Raw genomic sequence first — 18,138 nt, 5'->3', positions numbered from 1 at the left:
GGGCTCGTCGTCTATGGCCGTCGGTAGCAGTGGTAAGCGGGCTATGGGCCGCAATGGTTGCGCCCCAGGGCGTGGCTGGCGACCTGCCACCGCCGCCGAGCAGTATGGAGGCTGTCGCCGATGCACAGTTGTTTCTGGAGCTGGTGGTCAATCAGATGGACACCGGCCGCGTCATCGCGGTCGATCAACGCGCCGGTCAGCTCTATGTGCCCGCCAGTGCGTTGCAGGATGTGGGCATGACGCTGCCCGGTGAACTGAGCGGCAGCGTGGCGCTGGACCGGATCCCCGGCCTGCACAGTGATTACGACAGCAACGGCCAGCGGCTGCTGCTGGATGTGCCGCCGGCGTGGTTGAAGGAGCAATTCATCGGCAACCGCAACACCTATCCCCGTACCCAGGCGATGAGCAGTTTCGGCGCCTTGCTCAACTATGACCTGTACTTCAACGACACTGACGAAGGCGGCAGCTACCTCGCCGCCTGGAACGAAGTGCGACTGTTCGACAACTGGGGTACCTTGTCCAATACCGGCCAGTATCGCCAGACCCTGGCCGAGGGTGTCAGCAGCAGTACCTTCAACAATGGCTACCGGCGTTACGACACAACCTGGCGTTTCTCCGATGATGAGCGGCTACTGACCTACGAGGCCGGTGACGTGATCAGCGGTGCTTTGCCCTGGAGCAGCTCGGTACGCCTGGGCGGTGTGCAGTTTTCACGGGACTTCGCCGTGCGCCCGGACCTGGTGACCTACCCCTTGCCGCAATTTGCCGGTGAAGCTGCCGTGCCGTCCTCGGTGGACCTGTTTATCAACGGCTACAAATCCGACAGTGCACTGCTGCAACCAGGGCCTTACACCCTGACCAACGTGCCGTTTATCAATGGTGCGGGTGAGGCAGTGGTGGTGACCACCGACGCGTTGGGTCGCCAGGTGTCAACCACGGTGCCGTTTTATGTGACGAGTTCGCTGCTGCAAAAAGGCCTGACGGATTTCTCGGTGGCCGCCGGTTCCTTGCGTCGGGAATACACCTTGAAAGATTTTGCCTACGGGCCTGGCGTGGCCAGCGGCACCTTTCGTTATGGTTATTCCGACAACCTGACCCTGGAAAGCCATGCCGAGGCGTCCAGTGACCTGACCCTCGGCGGCCTGGGTGGCAACTTGCGGCTGGGCAACTTCGGCGTGCTCAACACCGCCGTCAGCCAAAGCCAGTTCGAAGGGCGCAGCGGCCAGCAACTGAGCCTGGGGTATTCATACAACAGCACGCGCTACAGCCTGTCGTACCAGCGGGTCGAGCGGCGCGATGAGTACGCCGACCTGACCCTGGTCGACACCCCTTACGCCAGTCTCAGCAAGCGCAGTGAGCAGGTGACCTTGAGCCTCAACCTTGAGCGTTTCGGCAGTCTGGGCGTAGGTTACTTCGACGTGCAGGCAGCGGACGATTCGCGCACGCGCTTGCTCAACCTGAGTTGGAGCAAGCCGCTGTGGCACAACACCAGTTTCTACCTGTCGGCCAACCGTGAGATCGGCGACAGCAACTGGGCGATGCAGGCGCAGCTGGTAATCCCGTTCGACCTCAACGGCAGCCTGGCCGTGAGTACCGAGCGCAGCAAAGATGGCGCCAGCCGCCAGCGCCTCAACTACAGCCGTGCGGTGCCGAGCGAAGGTGGGGTGGGCTACAACCTCGGTTATGCCCAGGGCGATGGCCCGACCTACCGGCAGGCCGACCTGACCTGGCGCTTGCAGTCGGTGCAGTTGCAGGCCGGCGTATATGGCAGCAGCGACGCCGAGACGCGCTGGGCGGATGCCAGTGGCTCGCTGGTGTGGATGGGCGGCGATATGTTTGCCGCCAACCGTATCAACGACGCCTTTGTGGTGGTGAGTACCCAGGGTTTCGCTGGGATTCCGGTGCGCTATGAAAACCAGTTGGTCGGCGAGACCGATCGCAACGGCCACTTGCTGGTGCCCTGGAGCAGTGCGTATTACCGCGGCAAATATGAAATCGATCCGCTGAACCTCCCGCTCAACGTGCAGAGCCCGAATGTGGAGCAGCGTGTGTCGGTGCGCCGTGGCAGCGGCTACTTGCTGGAGTTTCCATTGCGTCGAGTGCTCGCGGCCAGTGTCACGCTGGTGGACACCCAGCATCAGGAGTTGCCCCTGGGCAGTCTGGTGGTGCATGAGCAAAGCGGCCAGCAGGCGGTGGTGGGCTGGGATGGCCTGGTGTACCTGGAAAACCTCTCGGCCCATAACACGTTGCAGGTCACGTTGGGTGAAGGGCGTACGTGCCAGGCGCGGTTCGAGATGGACGAGCAACAACAGGGCGTGCCGTTGATTGGGCCGTTGGTGTGCCAATGAGAGGGCGCCGCATTGCGTTGATAGGCAGTTTGCTGCTCTGCGGTAGTGCGTCGGCCGCTTGCTCGGTGGTGGCGACCGCGCCGGTCAGTTTTGGCTCCGTCAGCTCAATGGCGGTGAACACGACGGTGCAAGGCAGTTCCACTGCCAATGCCGGGCTGCGCTGCACACCGACCCTGATCGCGCTGGTGCCGGGCAGCGACCACTTCGTTGCCACTATTACCTCTGCCACGTCAGGTATGGTGGGACCGACCGGAGACGTGATCGGTTACACGATCTATGGCAATAACAGCGCCAGTTTCCCTATCAATCGCGGGGTGGCTTTCGATTTTGGTACCAATGGCATTGCCTCGTCCTTTGGCTTGGTCGCCGGGCCCGGTGCCAAAACCCTGCCGTTATATGTCGGCAGTATTACCGGCAGCAACGTGGCGGCGGGGGTCTATACCGAGACCTTGAACATTGTCTGGAGTTGGGATTACTGCTCACTCCTGAGCCTGGGCAATGCGTGCCTGGCGCGCGACAAGAGTTCCAACCCGCCGGTGGCGAGCCTGACAGTGAGCATGACGGTCACCAACGACTGCCAGATCACCGCGCCGAATATCAGCTTTGGCAGCGCCCCGGTCATCAGCGGATTTACCGCCGTAACCGGGCAGACCATCAATATCGCCTGCACCAAGGGCAGTGCCTACACCGTAGGCTTGAGCGACGGCCAAAACGCCGCCAGCGTGGGCGGTCGGCGGCGAATGATCTCGGGCAGCAACTACCTGGCCTATGACATCTTCAAAAGCGCCGGCACGACCCGGTGGGGCAGTGTCGGTTCAGCTCGTCGGGCCAGCAGTACAGCCGAGATCAACCCCGGCAATGGTCTGGGCACCGGCAGCCAGGTGTTCAACTACAACGCCCGGATCTACACCGACCAGACCACGCCTCCCGGCGGCACCTACGTGGACAACGTGGTGCTCGACGTCGGTTTCTAGAACTTCAGCTGCGGCGGGCCAGGCTGATCCACCGGACTGACCACCGCATAGTTGTAGCCAGCACCCGACCAGTATTGCGCCTGTAAGCCATCGGCACTGCGGCTGCCCCTTGGCAGGAAACCGTTTTCCGGTCCCGGTGGGCGGATGTAGAAACTGATGCGCCGGCCTTGCGGGTCTTCATACAGCACCATGGCGGCGGCGCCTTGTTCGGTGGTGAGCAGGCGCCCGCTGACCGGCGTGTATCCTGAGGCGCTCAAGTCGGGCAGGCGATGCGCTTGGTTGAAATAGCGGTCGAGCCAGGCTTGCATCGTGCCGCCGCCCTGCACCTTATAGTCGGCGGGCATGATGCCGTCCTGGGCAAACAGGCGGAACGCCTGCATCGCATCGGCCATGGGCAGTTGGGCAGGCTGGGTGGCCTCACGGACGTGCCAGCCACCGACTCCCCCGAGGCTGACGGCGATCAGCAGCACGGCGGCCGTCGCCAGATGGCGGCGCGATTGGCGCTTGATGCGCTGGCGGATCAGTGCCGGGTCCAGGTCCGGGTTGGCCGGCTGTTGCAGGGCACCGCTCAGCGCAGCGCGCAGTAACTGCGCGTCGTGTTGCCAGGCGTGGACCTGGGCGGCGACGTCCGGGTGGGCCGCCAAGTAGGTTTCAAGCACGCGGCGATCACTCTCCAGCAGTTGGTGATCGACGTAGGCATGCAAATCGCGTTCGCTGGGGGGCAGGCTGATCATTTGAGTATCCGCAGGGAAGGGCTGGCAATTTCGCCATCACTGAGTTGACGCAGGGCTTGGCGTGCCCGGGACAGGCGCGACATCACGGTGCCGATGGGCACCTCGAGGATCTCGGCGATTTCCTTGTAGCTCAGGCCTTCGACCGAAACCCACAGCAGCAGCGCACGCTGCTCGGTGTTGAGTTGATCGAAGGCTTGCAGGGTCGACTGGGCGATCACCGTGCGTTCCACCGACGGCTGTGCATCGTCACGCCCGGTGAAGAACTCCAGCATGCGCGCATAGCGGCGGGTGCGGCGGTGGGCGTCGAGGAACTGCCGGTAGAGGATCGAAAACAGCCAGGCGCGCAAGTCGCCTTCGACGCGTTTGTCGGCCCAACTGATGATCGCCCGTTCCAGGGTCGACTGCACCAGGTCGTCGGCGCTGCTGGCGTTACGGGTCAGGGACACGGCAAAGCGCCGTAGCCTTGGGATGAGTTCACGTAACTGTTCGTCGAGTTCATGCATGGGAATCTGGCTGGTCACTACGCTGGGACTAGAGAGACGTGCGGCGTTGAAGGTTATTCCCGATCCAGGGAAATAAATCAAAGGCCAGGGAATAGAGCCGATCGGCGTTCGTCTTAATGCTCCGACCTTATGTTTACCCCCTAAGGCCTTTGGCCCTGGAGTTCCTTCATGGTAGATCACTCATCACCGCCCCGTCCTCCGCTGAGCACTGCGAGCCTGATCGCGCGCCTGGCAGGTATCGGTGCCGTGGTTGCGGTTATGGCGGGGGCTTTTGCCTACGTCAACGGCACCCTCGACCCACAGCGCTTGCGCCCGAAAACCCTGGTCAATGCCCTGGAAACCAACAACGGCGTGCACCCAGGCTTTCGGCGTAACCACGCCAAGGGCGTGTGCGTGGCCGGGTATTTCGAGAGCAGTGCAGAAGCCCGCGCCTACTCCAGCGCCCAGGTGTTCAGCGAGTCCAAGACGCCGTTGATCGGACGGTTCGCCTTGCCGAGCGGTAACCCCTACGCGCCGGACAGCAGTGTGCCGATCCGCAGTTTTGCCGTGCAGTTCAGCCAGGCCAACGGCCAGCAATGGCGCACCGGCATGAACAGCATGCCGGTGTTCCCGGTGGGCACGCCCGAGGCGTTCTACCAAATGCTCAAGGCCGGTGCGCCGCAGCCTGCCACCGGCAAGCCGGACCCTGCGAGCATGCCGGCATTTTTTGCTGCTCATCCCGAGACGGCGCCGTTCCTGGCGTGGGTCAAGACCGCCAAGCCTTCGGCCAGTTATGCGACCGAAACCTACAACGGCATTAACGCGTTCTTCCTGGTAGGGGCCGATGGCAAGCGCCAGGCCGTGCGTTGGGGCGTGGTGCCGCAGAGCCAGGATGCGGCGGGCGATACCGCGCCTGCGGGCGGTGATTTCCTGGAAAAGGACCTGGTCCAGCGCCTGTCGAGCGGGCCGCTGCGCTGGCAGTTGAACATGACCCTGGCCAACCCCGGCGACCCCGTGGACGATGCAAGCAAGGCCTGGACCGGCGAGCATAAAGTCATCAACGCCGGCACCCTGGTGCTGCAAAGCAGCCAGCCGCAGGCGGATGGCGATTGCCGCGATATCAACTTTGATCCACTGATTCTGCCCAGCGGCATCGAAGCCTCCAATGACCCGTTGCTGGCAGCCCGTTCGGCGGCGTACGCCAGCTCGTACCTGCGTCGTGCTGGTGAAGTCAGCCCGTTGCACAGCGCCCCTCAGGAGTCGAAGCCATGAATACCCAACCCCGGTTTTTTGCGCCCCTGGCGCGCCTGCTGCACTGGCTGATGGCGCTGATGGTCATCGCCATGCTGTTTATCGGCGCGGGTCTGGCGGCCTCGGTTTCGGAGCGGCATGAGTGGTTGATCCACCTGCACAAGCCGTTGGGTATCGCGATCCTGGCCTTGGTGATCGTGCGTTTGGTCGTGCGCTTCTCTACGCGCCAACCGCCGTTGCCTGCTGACTTGCCGCTGTGGCAAGCGCTGGCGGCCAAGGCGTCCCATCTGGTGTTGTATGCGTTGATGCTGGCATTGCCACTGCTGGGCTGGGCGATGATTTCGGCGGCGGGCGACCCGGTGATGCTCAGCAGTTCGGTACAGTTGCCGGCACTGGTGGGGGCGAACGCGCCGTTGTTCGCGGTGCTGCGCAGGGCACACGGGTTTCTGGCCTATTTGCTATTCCTGACAGTGCTGTTGCACCTGGCGGCGGCGTTGTTCCATGGCTTGATCCGCCGCGACGACGTGCTGCAAAGCATGACCGGCAGCAAGGACTGAAACAGGTTTGGCGGGCAGTGTGGCCAGCCAGTAGATCAGCGCCAGCAGGTTGATGGCGGCGCCGAGGCCACACACACCGATCCAACCGCCCCAGGCATACAGTGCGGTTACGCTGATGGAGCCCAGCGCACTGCCCACCGAGTAAAACAGCATGTAGCCGGCCACCAATCGACTCTGGGCATCAGGGCGCACGGCGTAGATCAGGCTTTGGCTGGTGACATGCACGGCTTGCAGGCCCAAGTCGAACACAATCACGCCGAGCACCAATGCCCACAGCGACGATTGGGTAAAGCCGATGGCAACCCAGGACAGCAGCATCAGCAGCAATGCCGTGCCGCTGGTCCACTGGGCAAAGCCTTTGTCGGCCAAGCGACCGGCGCGGGCAGCACCGAGCGCTCCGGCGGCGCCAGCAAGTCCGAACAGGCCGATTTCTGTGTGGGAAAGCGACAGCGGCGGGGCGCTCAAGGGCAGTACCAGTGGCGTCCACAAGACGGTGCCGGCGGCGAAAATCAACATCGCCAGCACAGCGCGGTCACGCAGGACCTTTTCCTCCTTGAACAGGCTGAAGACCGAGCGGATCAACGCGCCATAAGTGCCGGCGGCGCGCGGTTGTTCGGTGCTTGGCAATACGCGCCACAGCAAGACGGCCATCAATAGCGTCATGCCCGCTGACAGCAGGTAAACCGAGCGCCATCCCGCCAGGTCGGCCATCACGCCGGACACCGAGCGAGCCAGTAGCAAACCGACCACGATACCGCTGGTGACCAACCCCACCACCTGCCCGCGCTGTTCGGGCGACGCCAGATGTGCGGCCAGAGCCACCAGCACTTGGGCGACCACCGCCAACAGGCCGGTCAGTGCCATGCCGGCCAACAGCCAGAAACTGTTTGAGGACAATCCCACCATCAGCACGGCCAGCGTGGAGAGCAGCAGTTGGCTGACGATCAGCTTGCGCCGGTTGAGCAAGTCCCCGAGCGGCACCAGCAATAACAGGCCCACGCCATAACCGACCTGGGTGAGGGCGATGATGATGCCGACAGTGGCGTGGTCCATGGCAAAGGTTTGCGCCATGGCGTCGAGCAACGGCTGTGCGTAGTAGACATTGGCCACTGACAGGCCACAGGCGATGGCGAACAGCATCACCACTTTGTTACTCAAGGGGGAGGAAGGCATGGGGATAACCTTTGTGGTTTTAAAATGAAACCAGTTGTACCGTAAGGATTCCGGTTTTATATTGCAACTACATTTTTGATCGACGACAGGCAGCCCCGATGGTCAAGCTCACCCGCTTTGAAAGCGCCGAATGCCCGGTGGCGCGCTCACTGGATGCGATTGGCGATGGCTGGTCGCTGCTGATCATTCGCGATGCGTTTGATGGGATTCGCCGTTTTGGTGAGTTTCAGCGCAGCCTGGGAATGGCCAAGAACATCTTGTCCACGCGCTTGCGCAGTTTGGTGGCCCATGGGGTATTGGAAATCGTGCCGGCGTCGGATGGCAGTGCGTACCAGGAGTACGTACTGACGGAAAAGGGGCGGGGCCTGTTCAACGTGATCATCGGATTGCGGCAGTGGGGCGAGGGGTTTTTCTATGGGGCAGGCGAGGCGCACTCGGTGATGGTGGACAGCGCCAACGGCGAGCCGCTGCGAGCGCTGGAGTTGCGCTCGGCGGATGGGCGGTTGCTGGGGCCTGAGGATTGTCGGCGGGTGCCCACCGACTCGGTTTAGCGCAAGACGTCGACGATATCGGCCACGCTGCTCAACACATCCTTGCCCAGTTGCATCGAGCGTTTACCTGACCAACCGGTGAGCGGGTTGGGGGCGTCGTCGTTGTCCTTGAAGGGCATTTCCAGGGTCAGGGACAGGCAGTCGAACTGCTGGCCGACGGCATTGCACGCCAGGGTCATGTTGGCTTCGCCCGGCAGGTCGCGGGTGTAGCCATAGGTGGTCTGGAAATCGCGGGTCAGGCCGCTCAAGTGGCTGCGGAAGTGTTTTTCCAGGGCCTCGATGCGCGGCGTGTAGCCGGGGTTGCCTTCGCAGCCGGCGGTGAAGACGTAGGGGATTTCCTCGTCGCCGTGGATATCGAGGAACAGGTCGACGCCGTATTGTTCCATCTGTTGCTGCACGAACAACACTTCCGGGCTGATCGCCTGGCTGGCGCTCTGCCAGGCGCGGTTGAGGTCCTGGCCCGCGGCGTTGGTGCGCAGGTGGCCGTGGAACGCGCCGTCCGGGTTCATGTTGGGCACCAGGTACAGATCGGCGGCTTTCAGCAGTTTTTTCAGCTCGGCGTCACCGTCCTGTTGCAGGCGTTCAATGATGCCTTCCATAAACCATTCGGCCATGTGCTCGCCGGGATGCTGTTGGGCGATGATCCAGACCTTGCGGCGGCCTTCGCCACCTTTGCCGCGACGCAGCAGTTGGATATCACGTCCTTCGACACTTTTACCGGTGGCCAGCAGTTGAGTCCCGGCGCGGGTCAAGGCTTGCTCGATCAGCCAGTCGTGGCGCTCACGGCTGTAGGGTTCGAAGTAGGCAATCCAGGCGTGCTTCTCGCGGGTCTCAAGGCTGATATGCAGGATTTCACCATCAAAGCGCGAAGGCACACGGAACCAGTTGATATGGTCGTAGGACGCCACGGCGTTGTAGCCGCTCCACGCGTGTGGGTAGGACGATTTGCTCGCGTTGCTCAGGCGAAAGACATGGGTGTGGCCCACGTGCATGCCTTCGGCCTTGAAGTGGAACCACTGGAAGTGTTGGCTACGGGTGTCGGGTTTGATAGCGAGCAACAACCGATGGGAATCGTGGGCATCCAGAACCTGGATATTGCCACTGTCGAAGTCGGTGCTGATCCTGATGGAGGTCAAGGCCACGGTCATAGTCTGTTTGCCTGAATATGAGTGTTGTGGCGGCTATAGTACACAGGAGTCTGGTAAAGACTGGATGCAAAAATTGTTGCACGGGGGAGGGGGCGTCATCCTTGACGCCGCAGCAGCTTAGAATCTATGAGATTGATTCTCAAGCGCTATTTCGCAAAGGTTTGGACTAGAGCGTCCGACTGGCTTTCTTTTGGCGATGCTCTTTTGCTACCATGCGCGCCATTGAGCAACACACAGTCTTCATTAGCCTGAAGCCATGCCAGGGAAACTGGCAAAAAAAAGACCCGGCCAAAGAGCCGGGTCAAAAACCGTGATTAGCCTGATGAGGAGATATTCCAAGAGTCCGACCTAAGGTCCCTTGGTCTATCGACTGATCTCGCGATCAGCTGGGTCCAATAATAATCATTATCATTTGCAAGTCAAATGTTTTTATCCATGAGATAGAAATATTTTTCTTCTGCGTCGGTTATCCGTTCGCTTGAGCCGTTGGCGCCTGCAACGACCGCTCTACCATCGCCTTCGCCATATCAATCAAATACACCACCGAAAACGCCAGGTCGCGATGATTGCCTTGATGGCTGCTCGCGGATTCATAGGCCGTGGCTGCGGCGCTGCGCAACAGGTCTGAGGCGTGTACGAGGGCTTCCTCCTGGCTGATGCCCGGCTTGATGGCGAACAGCGCGCCGTCAGGGGCTGCTGCCGACATTTCTTCTTTCAAGTAAAAGTCCAACGCGCGCTGGGCTGCACCGCTGCTGCGCAGGTCGTGCATTTCGGTGTCTTCAGGGAGTTCAGGCAGGAGATACGGGCTGGTCGTCATAAGGGGCGGTACTCTGTTGTGGGTGTCGGAAACCTTATGTTCGATGATAGTACGTATCGTATTTATGTCGTTTTATGGATTACTACAAACTGTTTATTGCCCTGAAAACTACGTGACGTATTGTCAGCTCCCATGGATAACTGGATTGCGTTGGTCAAGGCCAACATGGAAGACCGCAAGGTCACGCAGGGTGAATTGGCTGAGCGCCTGGGCATGTCCCAAGGCGGCGTTGGTCACTGGCTAAACAAACGCCGTGCACCCAGCGTGGTGGACATGAACCGGGTGTTGGCGGCGCTGGGGTTGGGGTACCTGGAAGTCGCGCTGGACATTCGCGAACGGCCCGATGAGGCGCCTGCGCAGAAGAACTACAACCCGTATTTCCGCTACCCGGTCAGCGATTGGAAAGGGTTGTGCGAGGTCCGCGAAGAGCGTGCGACCTATGGCGCTGTGCGCTTCGAACTCACGGATTACCCTGCTCAGGGGGACGCGTTCTGGCTGCCAGTCACAGGCGACGCCATGACCGCGCCTAGCGGCTTGAGCGTCAGTGCGGGCATGATGATCCTGGTCGACCCGGCCATCAAGGCCGAGCCTGGCAAGCTGGTGGTCGCCCAACGAGCCGGGAGCCCTCAGGCGACCTTCCGCCAGTTGCTGGAAGAAAGCGGCCAGCTTTACCTGGTACCGCTCAATCCCACCTACCCCAAGCAGCCATTCACCGACGATTGCCAGATCCTGGGGGTTGTTGTTCAAGCCACGGCGAAGTTCTAGTCGACCGTTTCGAGCGCCACCAACGCGCAGCCTTCTGCAACCATTTCACCTTCCTGGCAGAACAGCGCCTTGACCACCCCGGCGTGAGGCGCACGGATGCTGTGCTCCATCTTCATGGCCTCCAGCACTACCAGTTGCGTGCCGGCTTCGACAGGCTGCCCGACCTCCACCAGCACCCGCACGATGCTGCCGTTCATCGGCGCCATGAGGCCGCCTTGGTGAGACTGGTTGGCCTCAACCGCCGCAATCGGGTCGAACAATGTGACGGCCTGCATCTCGCCGTCCCAGCGCAAAAACAGACTGCCGTCGCTGCGGATCGCCAGATGGCTGTGACGCACGCCGTGTTGCTCGATCAGCAGATGTTCGCCACGCAGCTGTGGCGCCTCAGCCGCCAGCGTCACCAACCGATCCTGGCCATTGCAGCTCAAATGCAGCGAAACTTCGGCAGGCAACCCGGCGCGAAACCCTCGTGTATCCGCCCAAGGCCCATCACTCTTCGGCACGCTCTGAATGAAGGCCGCGCCTGCCGCTTGCCAAAATTCATTACACAATTCCCCAGGTGCTGGCAGCAGCTGCTCCTGATAGCGCGGAATAAACCCGGTATCCAACTCAGCCGCCGCAAACGCCGGGTGCCCGATGATGCGCCGCAAAAATCCCAGGTTGGTCTTCAGCCCGCCGATGGCAAACTCGTCCAGCATGGTCAGCAACCGCAATCGCGCCTGTTCACGGTCTTCACCCCAGGCAATCAGCTTGCCGAGCATGGGGTCGTAGAACGGCGACACACTGTCGCCTTGCTCCACACCGCTGTCCACGCGGCGCCCAGGACCCGGTGCGGACTCACGGTACAGCGCCAGGTGCCCGGTGGCGGGCAGGAAGTCATTGGCGGGGTCTTCGGCATACAGCCGCACTTCGATGGCATGGCCGATCAGCGGCACCTGCTCCTGGGTGATCGGCAGCGCTTCGCCTTGGGCGACACGGATCTGCCAGGCCACCAGGTCCAGGCCGGTGATCGCTTCGGTCACCGGGTGTTCCACTTGCAGCCGCGTGTTCATCTCCATGAAGAAGAACTCGCCGCGGGCGTCCAGCAAGAATTCCACGGTGCCTGCGCCGACATAGCCGATGGCCTGGGCCGCCCGCACGGCGGCTTCGCCCATGGCCTTGCGTTGTTCAACACTCAGGCCTGGTGCTGGCGCTTCTTCGACGACCTTCTGGTGGCGACGCTGGATCGAGCAGTCACGTTCATTGAGGTACAGGCAATGCCCGTGCTGGTCGGCAAACACCTGGATCTCCACGTGACGTGGCTTGAGCAGGTACTTTTCCACCAGCATCTGCCCGTTGCCGAAGGACGACAGCGCCTCGCGCTGTGCCGAGGCCAGGGCTTCGGCCAACTGGCTGACATCCTCGACTACCTTCATGCCCTTGCCGCCACCACCCGCCGTAGCCTTGAGCAGCACGGGATAGCCGATGCGCTCGCAGGCGGCGCGGAAGGTTTCCAGGTCCTGGGCTTCGCCGTGATAACCCGGCACCAAAGGGACTCCGGCGGTTTCCATCAAGGCCTTGGCGGCCGATTTGCTACCCATGGCATCGATGGCCGAGGCGGGCGGGCCGAGGAAGATCAAACCTGCTGCTTCAATCGCACGGGCAAAACCGGCGTTCTCCGACAAAAAACCGTAACCCGGATGAATCGCCTGGGCGCCGCTGGCCTGGGCCGCCGCGATCAGTTTGTCAATTTGCAGGTAGCTGTCCGTGGCCTTGCTGCCGCCCAGGTCGACGCGGATATCCGCCTCACGGCTGTGGCGTGCATCGCGGTCAGTGGCGCTGTGCACCGCCACGGTGGTCAGGCCCATGGCCTTGGCGGTGCGCATCACCCGGCAAGCAATCTCGCCCCGGTTGGCCACCAGCAGGGTCGTCAACGTACTCATGAACGCGGCTCCTGCGATTGCCAGCTGGGTGGACGTTTTTGGAGGAAGGCGCGCAGGCCTTCCTGGCCTTCGGCGCTGACACGAATGCGCGCGATGGCATTTTCGCAATAGCGGCGCAGGGCCGGGGTGAGGGCGCCGTGGCCCACTTCGCGCAGCAAGTCCTTGCTGGCGCGCATGGCCGCCGGGCTGTTTTGCAGCAGGTTGGCGATCCACTGTTCGACCTGCTGATCCAACTCGCTGATCGGATAGCTTTCCGCCAACAGGCCTATCTCCCGCGCACGCTGGCCACCAAAGCGCTCGGCGGTCAGCGCATAGCGCCGTGCCGCACGCTCGCCGATGGCTTGCACCACGAACGGACTGATCACCGCCGGCGCCAGGCCAATACGTACTTCCGACAGACAGAACTGCGCATCGTCCGCGCCAATCGCCATGTCACAGCAACTGATCAACCCCAGCGCTCCGCCGTAGGCCGCACCTTGCACCACCGCCAGGGTCGGGATTTTCAGCTTGGCCAGGTTGTACATCAACTCTGCCAGTTCGCGGGCATCGTCCAGGTTGGTGTGGTAATCCAGCTCGGCCGATTGCTGCATCCAGGCCAGGTCGGCCCCGGCGCTGAAATGCTTGCCGCGCCCGCGCAGCACCAGAAAACGCAGGGCCGGGTCACCCTGCACCTGGTCGAGGGCGATGATCAGTTCGCGGATCATCTCGGCATTGAACGCGTTGTTCTTGGCTTCACGACTGAACCACAGCGTGGCAAAGCCACGGCGGTCGGTGATCAGTTCGAGGGTGTTGAAATCGCTCATGGGATACAGCTCCATTTACATGCGGAACACGCCGAAGCGGCTCGGCTCGATGGGGGCATTCAGCGAAGCGGACAAGGCCAGCGCCAGCACGTCTCGGGTCTGCAACGGATCAATCACACCGTCGTCCCACAGGCGCGCGCTGGAGTAGTAGGGGTGGCCCTGGGTTTCGTACTGGTCGAGGATCGGCTGCTTGATGGCGGCCTCTTCTTCGGCGCTGAACCCTGTGCCTGCGCGCTCAGCCTGCTCGCGCTTGACCTGCACCAGCACGCCGGCCGCCTGCTCGGCACCCATCACGCCAATGCGCGCGTTTGGCCACATCCACAGGAAGCGCGGATCATAGGCGCGGCCACACATGCCGTAGTTGCCGGCGCCAAAGCTGCCGCCAATGATCACCGTGAACTTCGGCACCTTGGCGCAGGCCACTGCGGTGACCAGCTTGGCACCGTGCTTGGCGATGCCCCCGGCTTCGTATTTCTGGCCGACCATGAACCCGGTGATGTTCTGCAGGAACAACAGAGGAATGCCACGCTGGCAGGCCAGCTCGATAAAGTGCGCGCCTTTTTGCGCGGCTTCCGCAAACAGGATGCCGTTGTTGGCCAGGATCGCAATCGGGTAGCCGTGCAAATGCGCAAAGCCGCACACCAGGGTGGTGCCGAACAGTGCCTTGAACTCATCGAATACCGAAGCGTCCACCAGCCGTGCGATCACTTCGCGCACATCGAAGGGCTGCTTGGCGTCGGCCGGGATCACGCCGTACAGCTCCTCACTGCTGTATAACGGCGCCACGGGCGGGCGTTGTAGCAACTCGCCCTGTTTGCGCCAATTAAGATTGGCCACGCTGCGCCGAGCCAGCGCCAGCGCGTGTTCATCGGTGTCGGCATAGTGGTCGGCCACGCCAGAGATCTTGCAGTGCACATCGGCACCGCCGAGGTCTTCGGCACTCACCACTTCACCGGTCGCGGCCTTCACCAGCGGCGGGCCGGCGAGGAAGATGGTGGCCTGGTTGCGCACCATGATCGCTTCGTCGGCCATGGCCGGCACATAGGCGCCACCGGCGGTGCACGAGCCCATCACCACCGCGATCTGCGGGATGCCCTGGGCGCTCATGTTGGCCTGGTTGAAAAAGATCCGTCCGAAGTGCTCGCGGTCGGGGAACACTTCGTCCTGACGCGGCAGGTTGGCGCCGCCCGAATCCACCAGGTAGATGCACGGCAGGCGGTTCTGCTCGGCGATGGTCTGCGCGCGCAGGTGTTTTTTCACGGTGAGTGGGTAGTAGGAGCCGCCTTTCACCGTGGCGTCGTTGGCGACGATCATGCACTCGACGCCTTCCACCCGGCCGATCCCGGCAATCACGCCAGCGGCAGGCACGTCTTCGCCGTACACCTGATGGGCGGCCAATTGGCTGAGTTCGAGGAACGGCGAACCGGGGTCGAGCAAGCGATTGATGCGCTCGCGGGGCAACAGTTTGCCGCGTGAGGTGTGCCGCTCCTGGGCCTTGGCGCCGCCGCCTTGCTGCACGTGGGCGAGCAGGCTGTGCAGGGCGTCGACCTGTTGGCGCATCGCCGCGCTGTTGGTGGCAAACTCTGCCGAACGCGGATTGAGTTGGGTGTGCAGGGTGGCCATGGTGCGCTCCTTCAGCGGGTTTCGTTGAAGAGTTCGCGACCGATCAACATCCGGCGGATCTCACTGGTGCCGGCGCCGATTTCATACAGCTTGGCGTCGCGCAGCAGCCGACCGGCGGGGAATTCATTGATATAGCCGTTACCGCCCAGGATCTGGATCGCGTCGAGTGCCATCTGCGTGGCGCGCTCGGCGCTGTAAAGGATCACCCCAGCCGCATCCTTGCGCGTGGTTTCGCCACGCTCACAGGCCTGGGCCACCGCGTACAGATAGGCGCGGCTGGCATTGAGCTGGGTGTACATGTCCGCAACTTTGCCCTGGATCAGCTGGAATTCGCCGATGCTCTGGCCGAACTGCTTGCGGTCGTGGATGTAGGGCACGATCAGGTCCATGCAGGCCTGCATGATCCCGGTGGGGCCGCCGGACAGCACCACGCGTTCGTAGTCCAGGCCGCTCATCAGTACTTTCACGCCGCCGTTGAGCACGCCGAGGATGTTTTCTTCGGGCACTTCCACGTCATCGAAGAACAGCTCGCAGGTGTTGGAGCCGCGCATGCCCAGCTTGTCGAACTTGTTGCTGCGGCTGAAGCCTTTCCAGTCACGCTCGACGATGAAGGCAGTGATGCCGTGGGGGCCTTTCTCCAGGTCGGTCTTGGCGTAGATCACATAAGTGCTGGCGTCGGGACCGTTGGTGATCCATGTCTTGCTGCCGTTGAGCACGTAATGATCGCCGCGTTTGTCGGCACGCAACTTCATCGAGACCACATCGGAACCGGCGTTCGGCTCGCTCATGGCCAGGGCGCCGACGTGTTCGCCGCTGAGGAGTTTGGGCAGGTACTTGAGTTTCTGGGCGTGGTTGCCGTTGCGGTTGATCTGGTTCACGCACAGGTTGGAGTGCGCGCCGTAGGACAACGCCACCGAGGCCGAGCCGCGGCTGATCTCTTCCATCGCCACCACATGGGCCAGGTAACCCAGGCCGGCGCCGCCGTATTCCTCCGGGACGGTGATGCCCAGCAGGCCCATGTCGCCGAATTTCTGCCACAGGTCGGCGGGGAACAGGTTGTCGCTGTCGATCTGCGCCGCGCGCGGCGCGATTTCCTTGCTCACGAAGGACTGCACCTGGTCGCGCAGCATGTCGATGGTTTCACCGAGGGCGAAGTTCAGGGACGGGTAACTCATGGACAGGCACCTTAATGTGAGCGTTGTTTTTGTGTGGAGGACGCGCCAGGGGAGGGCGCTCACCTTTACGTTAACGTAAGCTTGCGTTGCGGCGCTGTCAATCGTAGTTTACGTTTACGTCAACCTACAAAAAAGACAACAGGGGTCGTTATGGATCAACCGAACCAGAGCTACAGCCGTGGCTCCCAGGACAAGACCTTGCTGGCCATGACCATTGGCCAAGCCTTTGACCGAACCGTCGCGCAATTCCCGGAGGGCGAGGCCTTGGTGGTGCGCCATCAACAGCGCCGCTACACCTGGCGGCAACTGGCCGAAACGGTGGATTTGCACGCCCGTGCGTTTCTCGCCCTGGGCATGCAGGCCGGCGATCGCCTGGGCATCTGGGCACCCAATTGCGCCGAGTGGTGCATCAGCCAGATCGCCAGCGCCAAGCTCGGCGTGATCCTGGTGAACATCAACCCGGCCTACCGCAGCAGTGAATTGGACTACGTGCTCAAGCAATCCGGCTGTCAGTGGCTGGTGTGCGCCGGGTCGTTCAAGACCTCCGATTACCATGCGATGCTGCTGGAATTGATGCCCGACCTACGCGGCATGATCAGCCTCGACCTCAGCCCACCCACAGGATTCATGCCCTGGTCGCAGCTATCGGCCCTCGGCGCAGGCATACCGCCCGAACAGCTGCACACCCGTCAGGCCAGCCTGCATTTCGACCAGCCCGTGAACATCCAGTACACCTCTGGCACCACCGGTTTTCCCAAGGGCGCCACCCTCAGTCATCACAACATCCTCAATAACGGCTACATGGTCGGTGAAAGCCTGGGCCTCATGGCGCAAGACCGCCTGGTGATCCCGGTGCCGCTGTATCACTGCTTCGGCATGGTCATGGGCAACCTGGGTTGCATCACCCATGGCACCACCATGATCTATCCCAATGACGGTTTTGACCCGCTGCTGACCCTCAGCGCCGTCGCCGAAGAACGCGCCACTGGCCTGTATGGCGTACCCACCATGTTCATCGCCATGCTCGATCACCCGCGCCTCGGCGAGTTCGACCTGTCCACCCTGCGCACCGGCATCATGGCCGGCGCCACATGCCCTATCGAAGTCATGCGCCGCGTGATCAGCGAGATGCACATGAGTGAAGTGCAAATTGCCTATGGCATGACGGAAACCAGCCCGGTGTCCTTGCAGACCGGCGCGGATGACGACCTGGAACGCCGCGTGACCACAGTGGGTCGGACTCAGCCACAGTTGGAAAGCAAGATCATCGACACCGACGGCAACACCGTTGCACGCGGCGAGATCGGTGAACTCTGCACCCGTGGCTACAGCGTGATGCTCGGCTACTGGAACAACCCCGACGCCACCCGCGAGGCCATCGACGCCGCGGGCTGGATGCACACCGGCGACCTGGCGAGCATGGACGCCCATGGTTACGTGTGCATTGCCGGGCGCAACAAAGACATGATCATCCGTGGCGGTGAGAACGTGTACCCGCGTGAGCTGGAAGAATTTTTCTTCACCCACCCGGCAGTGGCGGATGTGCAGGTGATCGGCATTCCGGATGAGCGCTACGGTGAAGCCATTGTCGCCTGGGTCAAGTTCCACCCCGGCCATGTGGCCAATGAGCTTGAACTGCAAACCTGGTGCAAGGGCCGCATCGCGCACTTCAAGACGCCCAAGTACTTCAAGTTCGTGGAAGAGTTTCCGATGACGGTCACCGGCAAGATCCAGAAATTCCGCATGCGTGAGATCAGTATCGAGGAGCTGCGCGACGACGCCTGACACGCGGTGCATGTCTACGGCTCCATGCTG

At 62.1% G+C, this 18,138-nt stretch carries 16 protein-coding genes; 7 read left to right on the top strand and 9 right to left on the bottom strand.

All coding sequences use genetic code 11. The features are described from left to right. Positions 1–53: 53 nt before the first annotated feature. Positions 54–2,348, top strand: a complete 2,295-nt coding sequence (locus HX823_RS15240; RefSeq protein WP_152514698.1) for a fimbria/pilus outer membrane usher protein — start codon at positions 54–56, stop codon at positions 2,346–2,348. Continuing rightward, positions 2,345–3,322, top strand: a complete 978-nt coding sequence (locus HX823_RS15235) for a spore coat U domain-containing protein (protein WP_038844079.1) — start codon at positions 2,345–2,347, stop codon at positions 3,320–3,322. Before HX823_RS15240 ends, HX823_RS15235 begins: the two co-directional genes overlap by 4 nt. Here the strand turns inward: HX823_RS15235 and HX823_RS15230 are convergent. Then, entirely contained in the window at positions 3,319–4,056 is a 738-nt protein-coding gene (locus HX823_RS15230) for an anti-sigma factor (RefSeq protein ID WP_177075342.1), read from the bottom strand. The two genes, HX823_RS15235 and HX823_RS15230, sit on opposite strands and share 4 nt — an antisense overlap. Beyond that, positions 4,053–4,559 (bottom strand): RNA polymerase sigma factor, encoded by a 507-nt coding sequence (locus tag HX823_RS15225; RefSeq protein WP_016976147.1) that lies wholly within the window; start codon positions 4,557–4,559, stop codon positions 4,053–4,055. The genes HX823_RS15230 and HX823_RS15225 overlap by 4 nt, the downstream gene beginning before the upstream one ends. Positions 4,560–4,727: 168 nt before the next feature. Between HX823_RS15225 and HX823_RS15220 the strand changes: the two genes are divergently transcribed. Both HX823_RS15220 and HX823_RS15215 read left to right on the top strand, forming a co-directional pair. Continuing rightward, the gene (locus HX823_RS15220; RefSeq protein ID WP_038844084.1) at positions 4,728–5,810 is read left to right on the top strand and encodes a catalase family peroxidase; all 1,083 of its coding nucleotides are present in this window, start codon (positions 4,728–4,730) and stop codon (positions 5,808–5,810) included. After that, positions 5,807–6,346: a cytochrome b gene (locus HX823_RS15215; RefSeq protein WP_177075340.1), complete on the top strand. Its 540-nt coding sequence runs from the start codon at positions 5,807–5,809 to the stop codon at positions 6,344–6,346. Before HX823_RS15220 ends, HX823_RS15215 begins: the two co-directional genes overlap by 4 nt. Here the strand turns inward: HX823_RS15215 and HX823_RS15210 are convergent. After that, the gene (locus HX823_RS15210) at positions 6,248–7,519 is read right to left on the bottom strand and encodes an MFS transporter (protein WP_177075338.1); all 1,272 of its coding nucleotides are present in this window, start codon (positions 7,517–7,519) and stop codon (positions 6,248–6,250) included. The genes HX823_RS15215 and HX823_RS15210 overlap by 99 nt on opposite strands. Before the next feature lie 98 nt (positions 7,520–7,617). Here HX823_RS15210 and HX823_RS15205 point away from each other — a divergent pair, with 98 nt between their 5' ends. Beyond that, complete coding sequence (locus tag HX823_RS15205) at positions 7,618–8,070, top strand: helix-turn-helix domain-containing protein (RefSeq protein ID WP_033903238.1); 453 nt, start codon at positions 7,618–7,620, stop codon at positions 8,068–8,070. On the opposite strand, the gene HX823_RS15200 is transcribed toward HX823_RS15205, so the two are convergent. After that, positions 8,067–9,218, bottom strand: coding sequence for a carboxypeptidase family protein (locus tag HX823_RS15200; RefSeq protein WP_177075336.1), 1,152 nt, complete (start codon positions 9,216–9,218; stop codon positions 8,067–8,069). The two genes, HX823_RS15205 and HX823_RS15200, sit on opposite strands and share 4 nt — an antisense overlap. 466 nt (positions 9,219–9,684) lie before the next feature. Then, positions 9,685–10,035, bottom strand: a complete 351-nt coding sequence (locus HX823_RS15195) for a DUF6124 family protein (protein ID WP_177075334.1) — start codon at positions 10,033–10,035, stop codon at positions 9,685–9,687. 132 nt (positions 10,036–10,167) lie between these two features. Here HX823_RS15195 and HX823_RS15190 point away from each other — a divergent pair, with 132 nt between their 5' ends. Beyond that, entirely contained in the window at positions 10,168–10,800 is a 633-nt protein-coding gene (locus tag HX823_RS15190; RefSeq protein WP_177075333.1) for a LexA family transcriptional regulator, read from the top strand. Here HX823_RS15190 and HX823_RS15185 read toward each other — a convergent pair. From HX823_RS15185 to HX823_RS15170, 4 genes are read right to left on the bottom strand one after another with little or no spacing between them, the layout of a single operon-like run. After that, positions 10,797–12,722 (bottom strand): acetyl/propionyl/methylcrotonyl-CoA carboxylase subunit alpha, encoded by a 1,926-nt coding sequence (locus HX823_RS15185; RefSeq protein ID WP_038844093.1) that lies wholly within the window; start codon positions 12,720–12,722, stop codon positions 10,797–10,799. The genes HX823_RS15190 and HX823_RS15185 overlap by 4 nt on opposite strands. Then, entirely contained in the window at positions 12,719–13,525 is an 807-nt protein-coding gene (locus HX823_RS15180) for a gamma-carboxygeranoyl-CoA hydratase (RefSeq protein WP_177075332.1), read from the bottom strand. The genes HX823_RS15185 and HX823_RS15180 overlap by 4 nt, the downstream gene beginning before the upstream one ends. A 15-nt stretch (positions 13,526–13,540) precedes the next feature. Further along, positions 13,541–15,148 carry a carboxyl transferase domain-containing protein gene (locus HX823_RS15175; RefSeq protein WP_177075331.1) on the bottom strand — a complete coding sequence of 536 codons (1,608 nt, stop codon included), beginning with the start codon at positions 15,146–15,148 and terminating at the stop codon, positions 13,541–13,543. Positions 15,149–15,159: 11 nt separating this feature from the next. After that, positions 15,160–16,323 carry an isovaleryl-CoA dehydrogenase gene (locus HX823_RS15170; RefSeq protein WP_038844098.1) on the bottom strand — a complete coding sequence of 388 codons (1,164 nt, stop codon included), beginning with the start codon at positions 16,321–16,323 and terminating at the stop codon, positions 15,160–15,162. Positions 16,324–16,473: 150 nt separating this feature from the next. Between HX823_RS15170 and HX823_RS15165 the strand changes: the two genes are divergently transcribed. Then, positions 16,474–18,108 carry an AMP-binding protein gene (locus tag HX823_RS15165; protein WP_177075330.1) on the top strand — a complete coding sequence of 545 codons (1,635 nt, stop codon included), beginning with the start codon at positions 16,474–16,476 and terminating at the stop codon, positions 18,106–18,108. The last annotated feature ends 30 nt before the right edge of the window (positions 18,109–18,138 follow it).

It is taken from the genome of Pseudomonas sp. P7759 (genome assembly GCF_013386445.1).
GTDB lineage: Bacteria > Pseudomonadota > Gammaproteobacteria > Pseudomonadales > Pseudomonadaceae > Aquipseudomonas > Aquipseudomonas azotoformans_A.
Note: the sequence above shows the minus strand (reverse complement) of the source record. Positions and strands in the feature narration are given on the sequence as shown.

Excerpts from the sequence above, each read along its gene's own strand:
- HX823_RS15200 (WP_177075336.1), bottom strand. The coding sequence starts at position 9,218 with ATGACCGTGGCCTTGACCTCCATCAGGATCAGCACCGACTTCGACAGT.
- HX823_RS15195 (WP_177075334.1), bottom strand. The coding sequence starts at position 10,035 with ATGACGACCAGCCCGTATCTCCTGCCTGAACTCCCTGAAGACACCGAA.
- HX823_RS15190 (WP_177075333.1), top strand. The coding sequence starts at position 10,168 with ATGGATAACTGGATTGCGTTGGTCAAGGCCAACATGGAAGACCGCAAG.
- HX823_RS15235 (WP_038844079.1), top strand. The coding sequence starts at position 2,345 with ATGAGAGGGCGCCGCATTGCGTTGATAGGCAGTTTGCTGCTCTGCGGT.
- HX823_RS15175 (WP_177075331.1), bottom strand. The coding sequence starts at position 15,148 with ATGGCCACCCTGCACACCCAACTCAATCCGCGTTCGGCAGAGTTTGCC.
- HX823_RS15170 (WP_038844098.1), bottom strand. The coding sequence starts at position 16,323 with ATGAGTTACCCGTCCCTGAACTTCGCCCTCGGTGAAACCATCGACATG.
- HX823_RS15220 (WP_038844084.1), top strand. The coding sequence starts at position 4,728 with ATGGTAGATCACTCATCACCGCCCCGTCCTCCGCTGAGCACTGCGAGC.
- HX823_RS15210 (WP_177075338.1), bottom strand. The coding sequence starts at position 7,519 with ATGCCTTCCTCCCCCTTGAGTAACAAAGTGGTGATGCTGTTCGCCATC.
- HX823_RS15185 (WP_038844093.1), bottom strand. The coding sequence starts at position 12,722 with ATGAGTACGTTGACGACCCTGCTGGTGGCCAACCGGGGCGAGATTGCT.
- HX823_RS15225 (WP_016976147.1), bottom strand. The coding sequence starts at position 4,559 with ATGCATGAACTCGACGAACAGTTACGTGAACTCATCCCAAGGCTACGG.
- HX823_RS15230 (WP_177075342.1), bottom strand. The coding sequence starts at position 4,056 with ATGATCAGCCTGCCCCCCAGCGAACGCGATTTGCATGCCTACGTCGAT.
- HX823_RS15205 (WP_033903238.1), top strand. The coding sequence starts at position 7,618 with ATGGTCAAGCTCACCCGCTTTGAAAGCGCCGAATGCCCGGTGGCGCGC.
- HX823_RS15165 (WP_177075330.1), top strand. The coding sequence starts at position 16,474 with ATGGATCAACCGAACCAGAGCTACAGCCGTGGCTCCCAGGACAAGACC.
- HX823_RS15180 (WP_177075332.1), bottom strand. The coding sequence starts at position 13,525 with ATGAGCGATTTCAACACCCTCGAACTGATCACCGACCGCCGTGGCTTT.
- HX823_RS15215 (WP_177075340.1), top strand. The coding sequence starts at position 5,807 with ATGAATACCCAACCCCGGTTTTTTGCGCCCCTGGCGCGCCTGCTGCAC.
- HX823_RS15240 (WP_152514698.1), top strand. The coding sequence starts at position 54 with ATGGTTGCGCCCCAGGGCGTGGCTGGCGACCTGCCACCGCCGCCGAGC.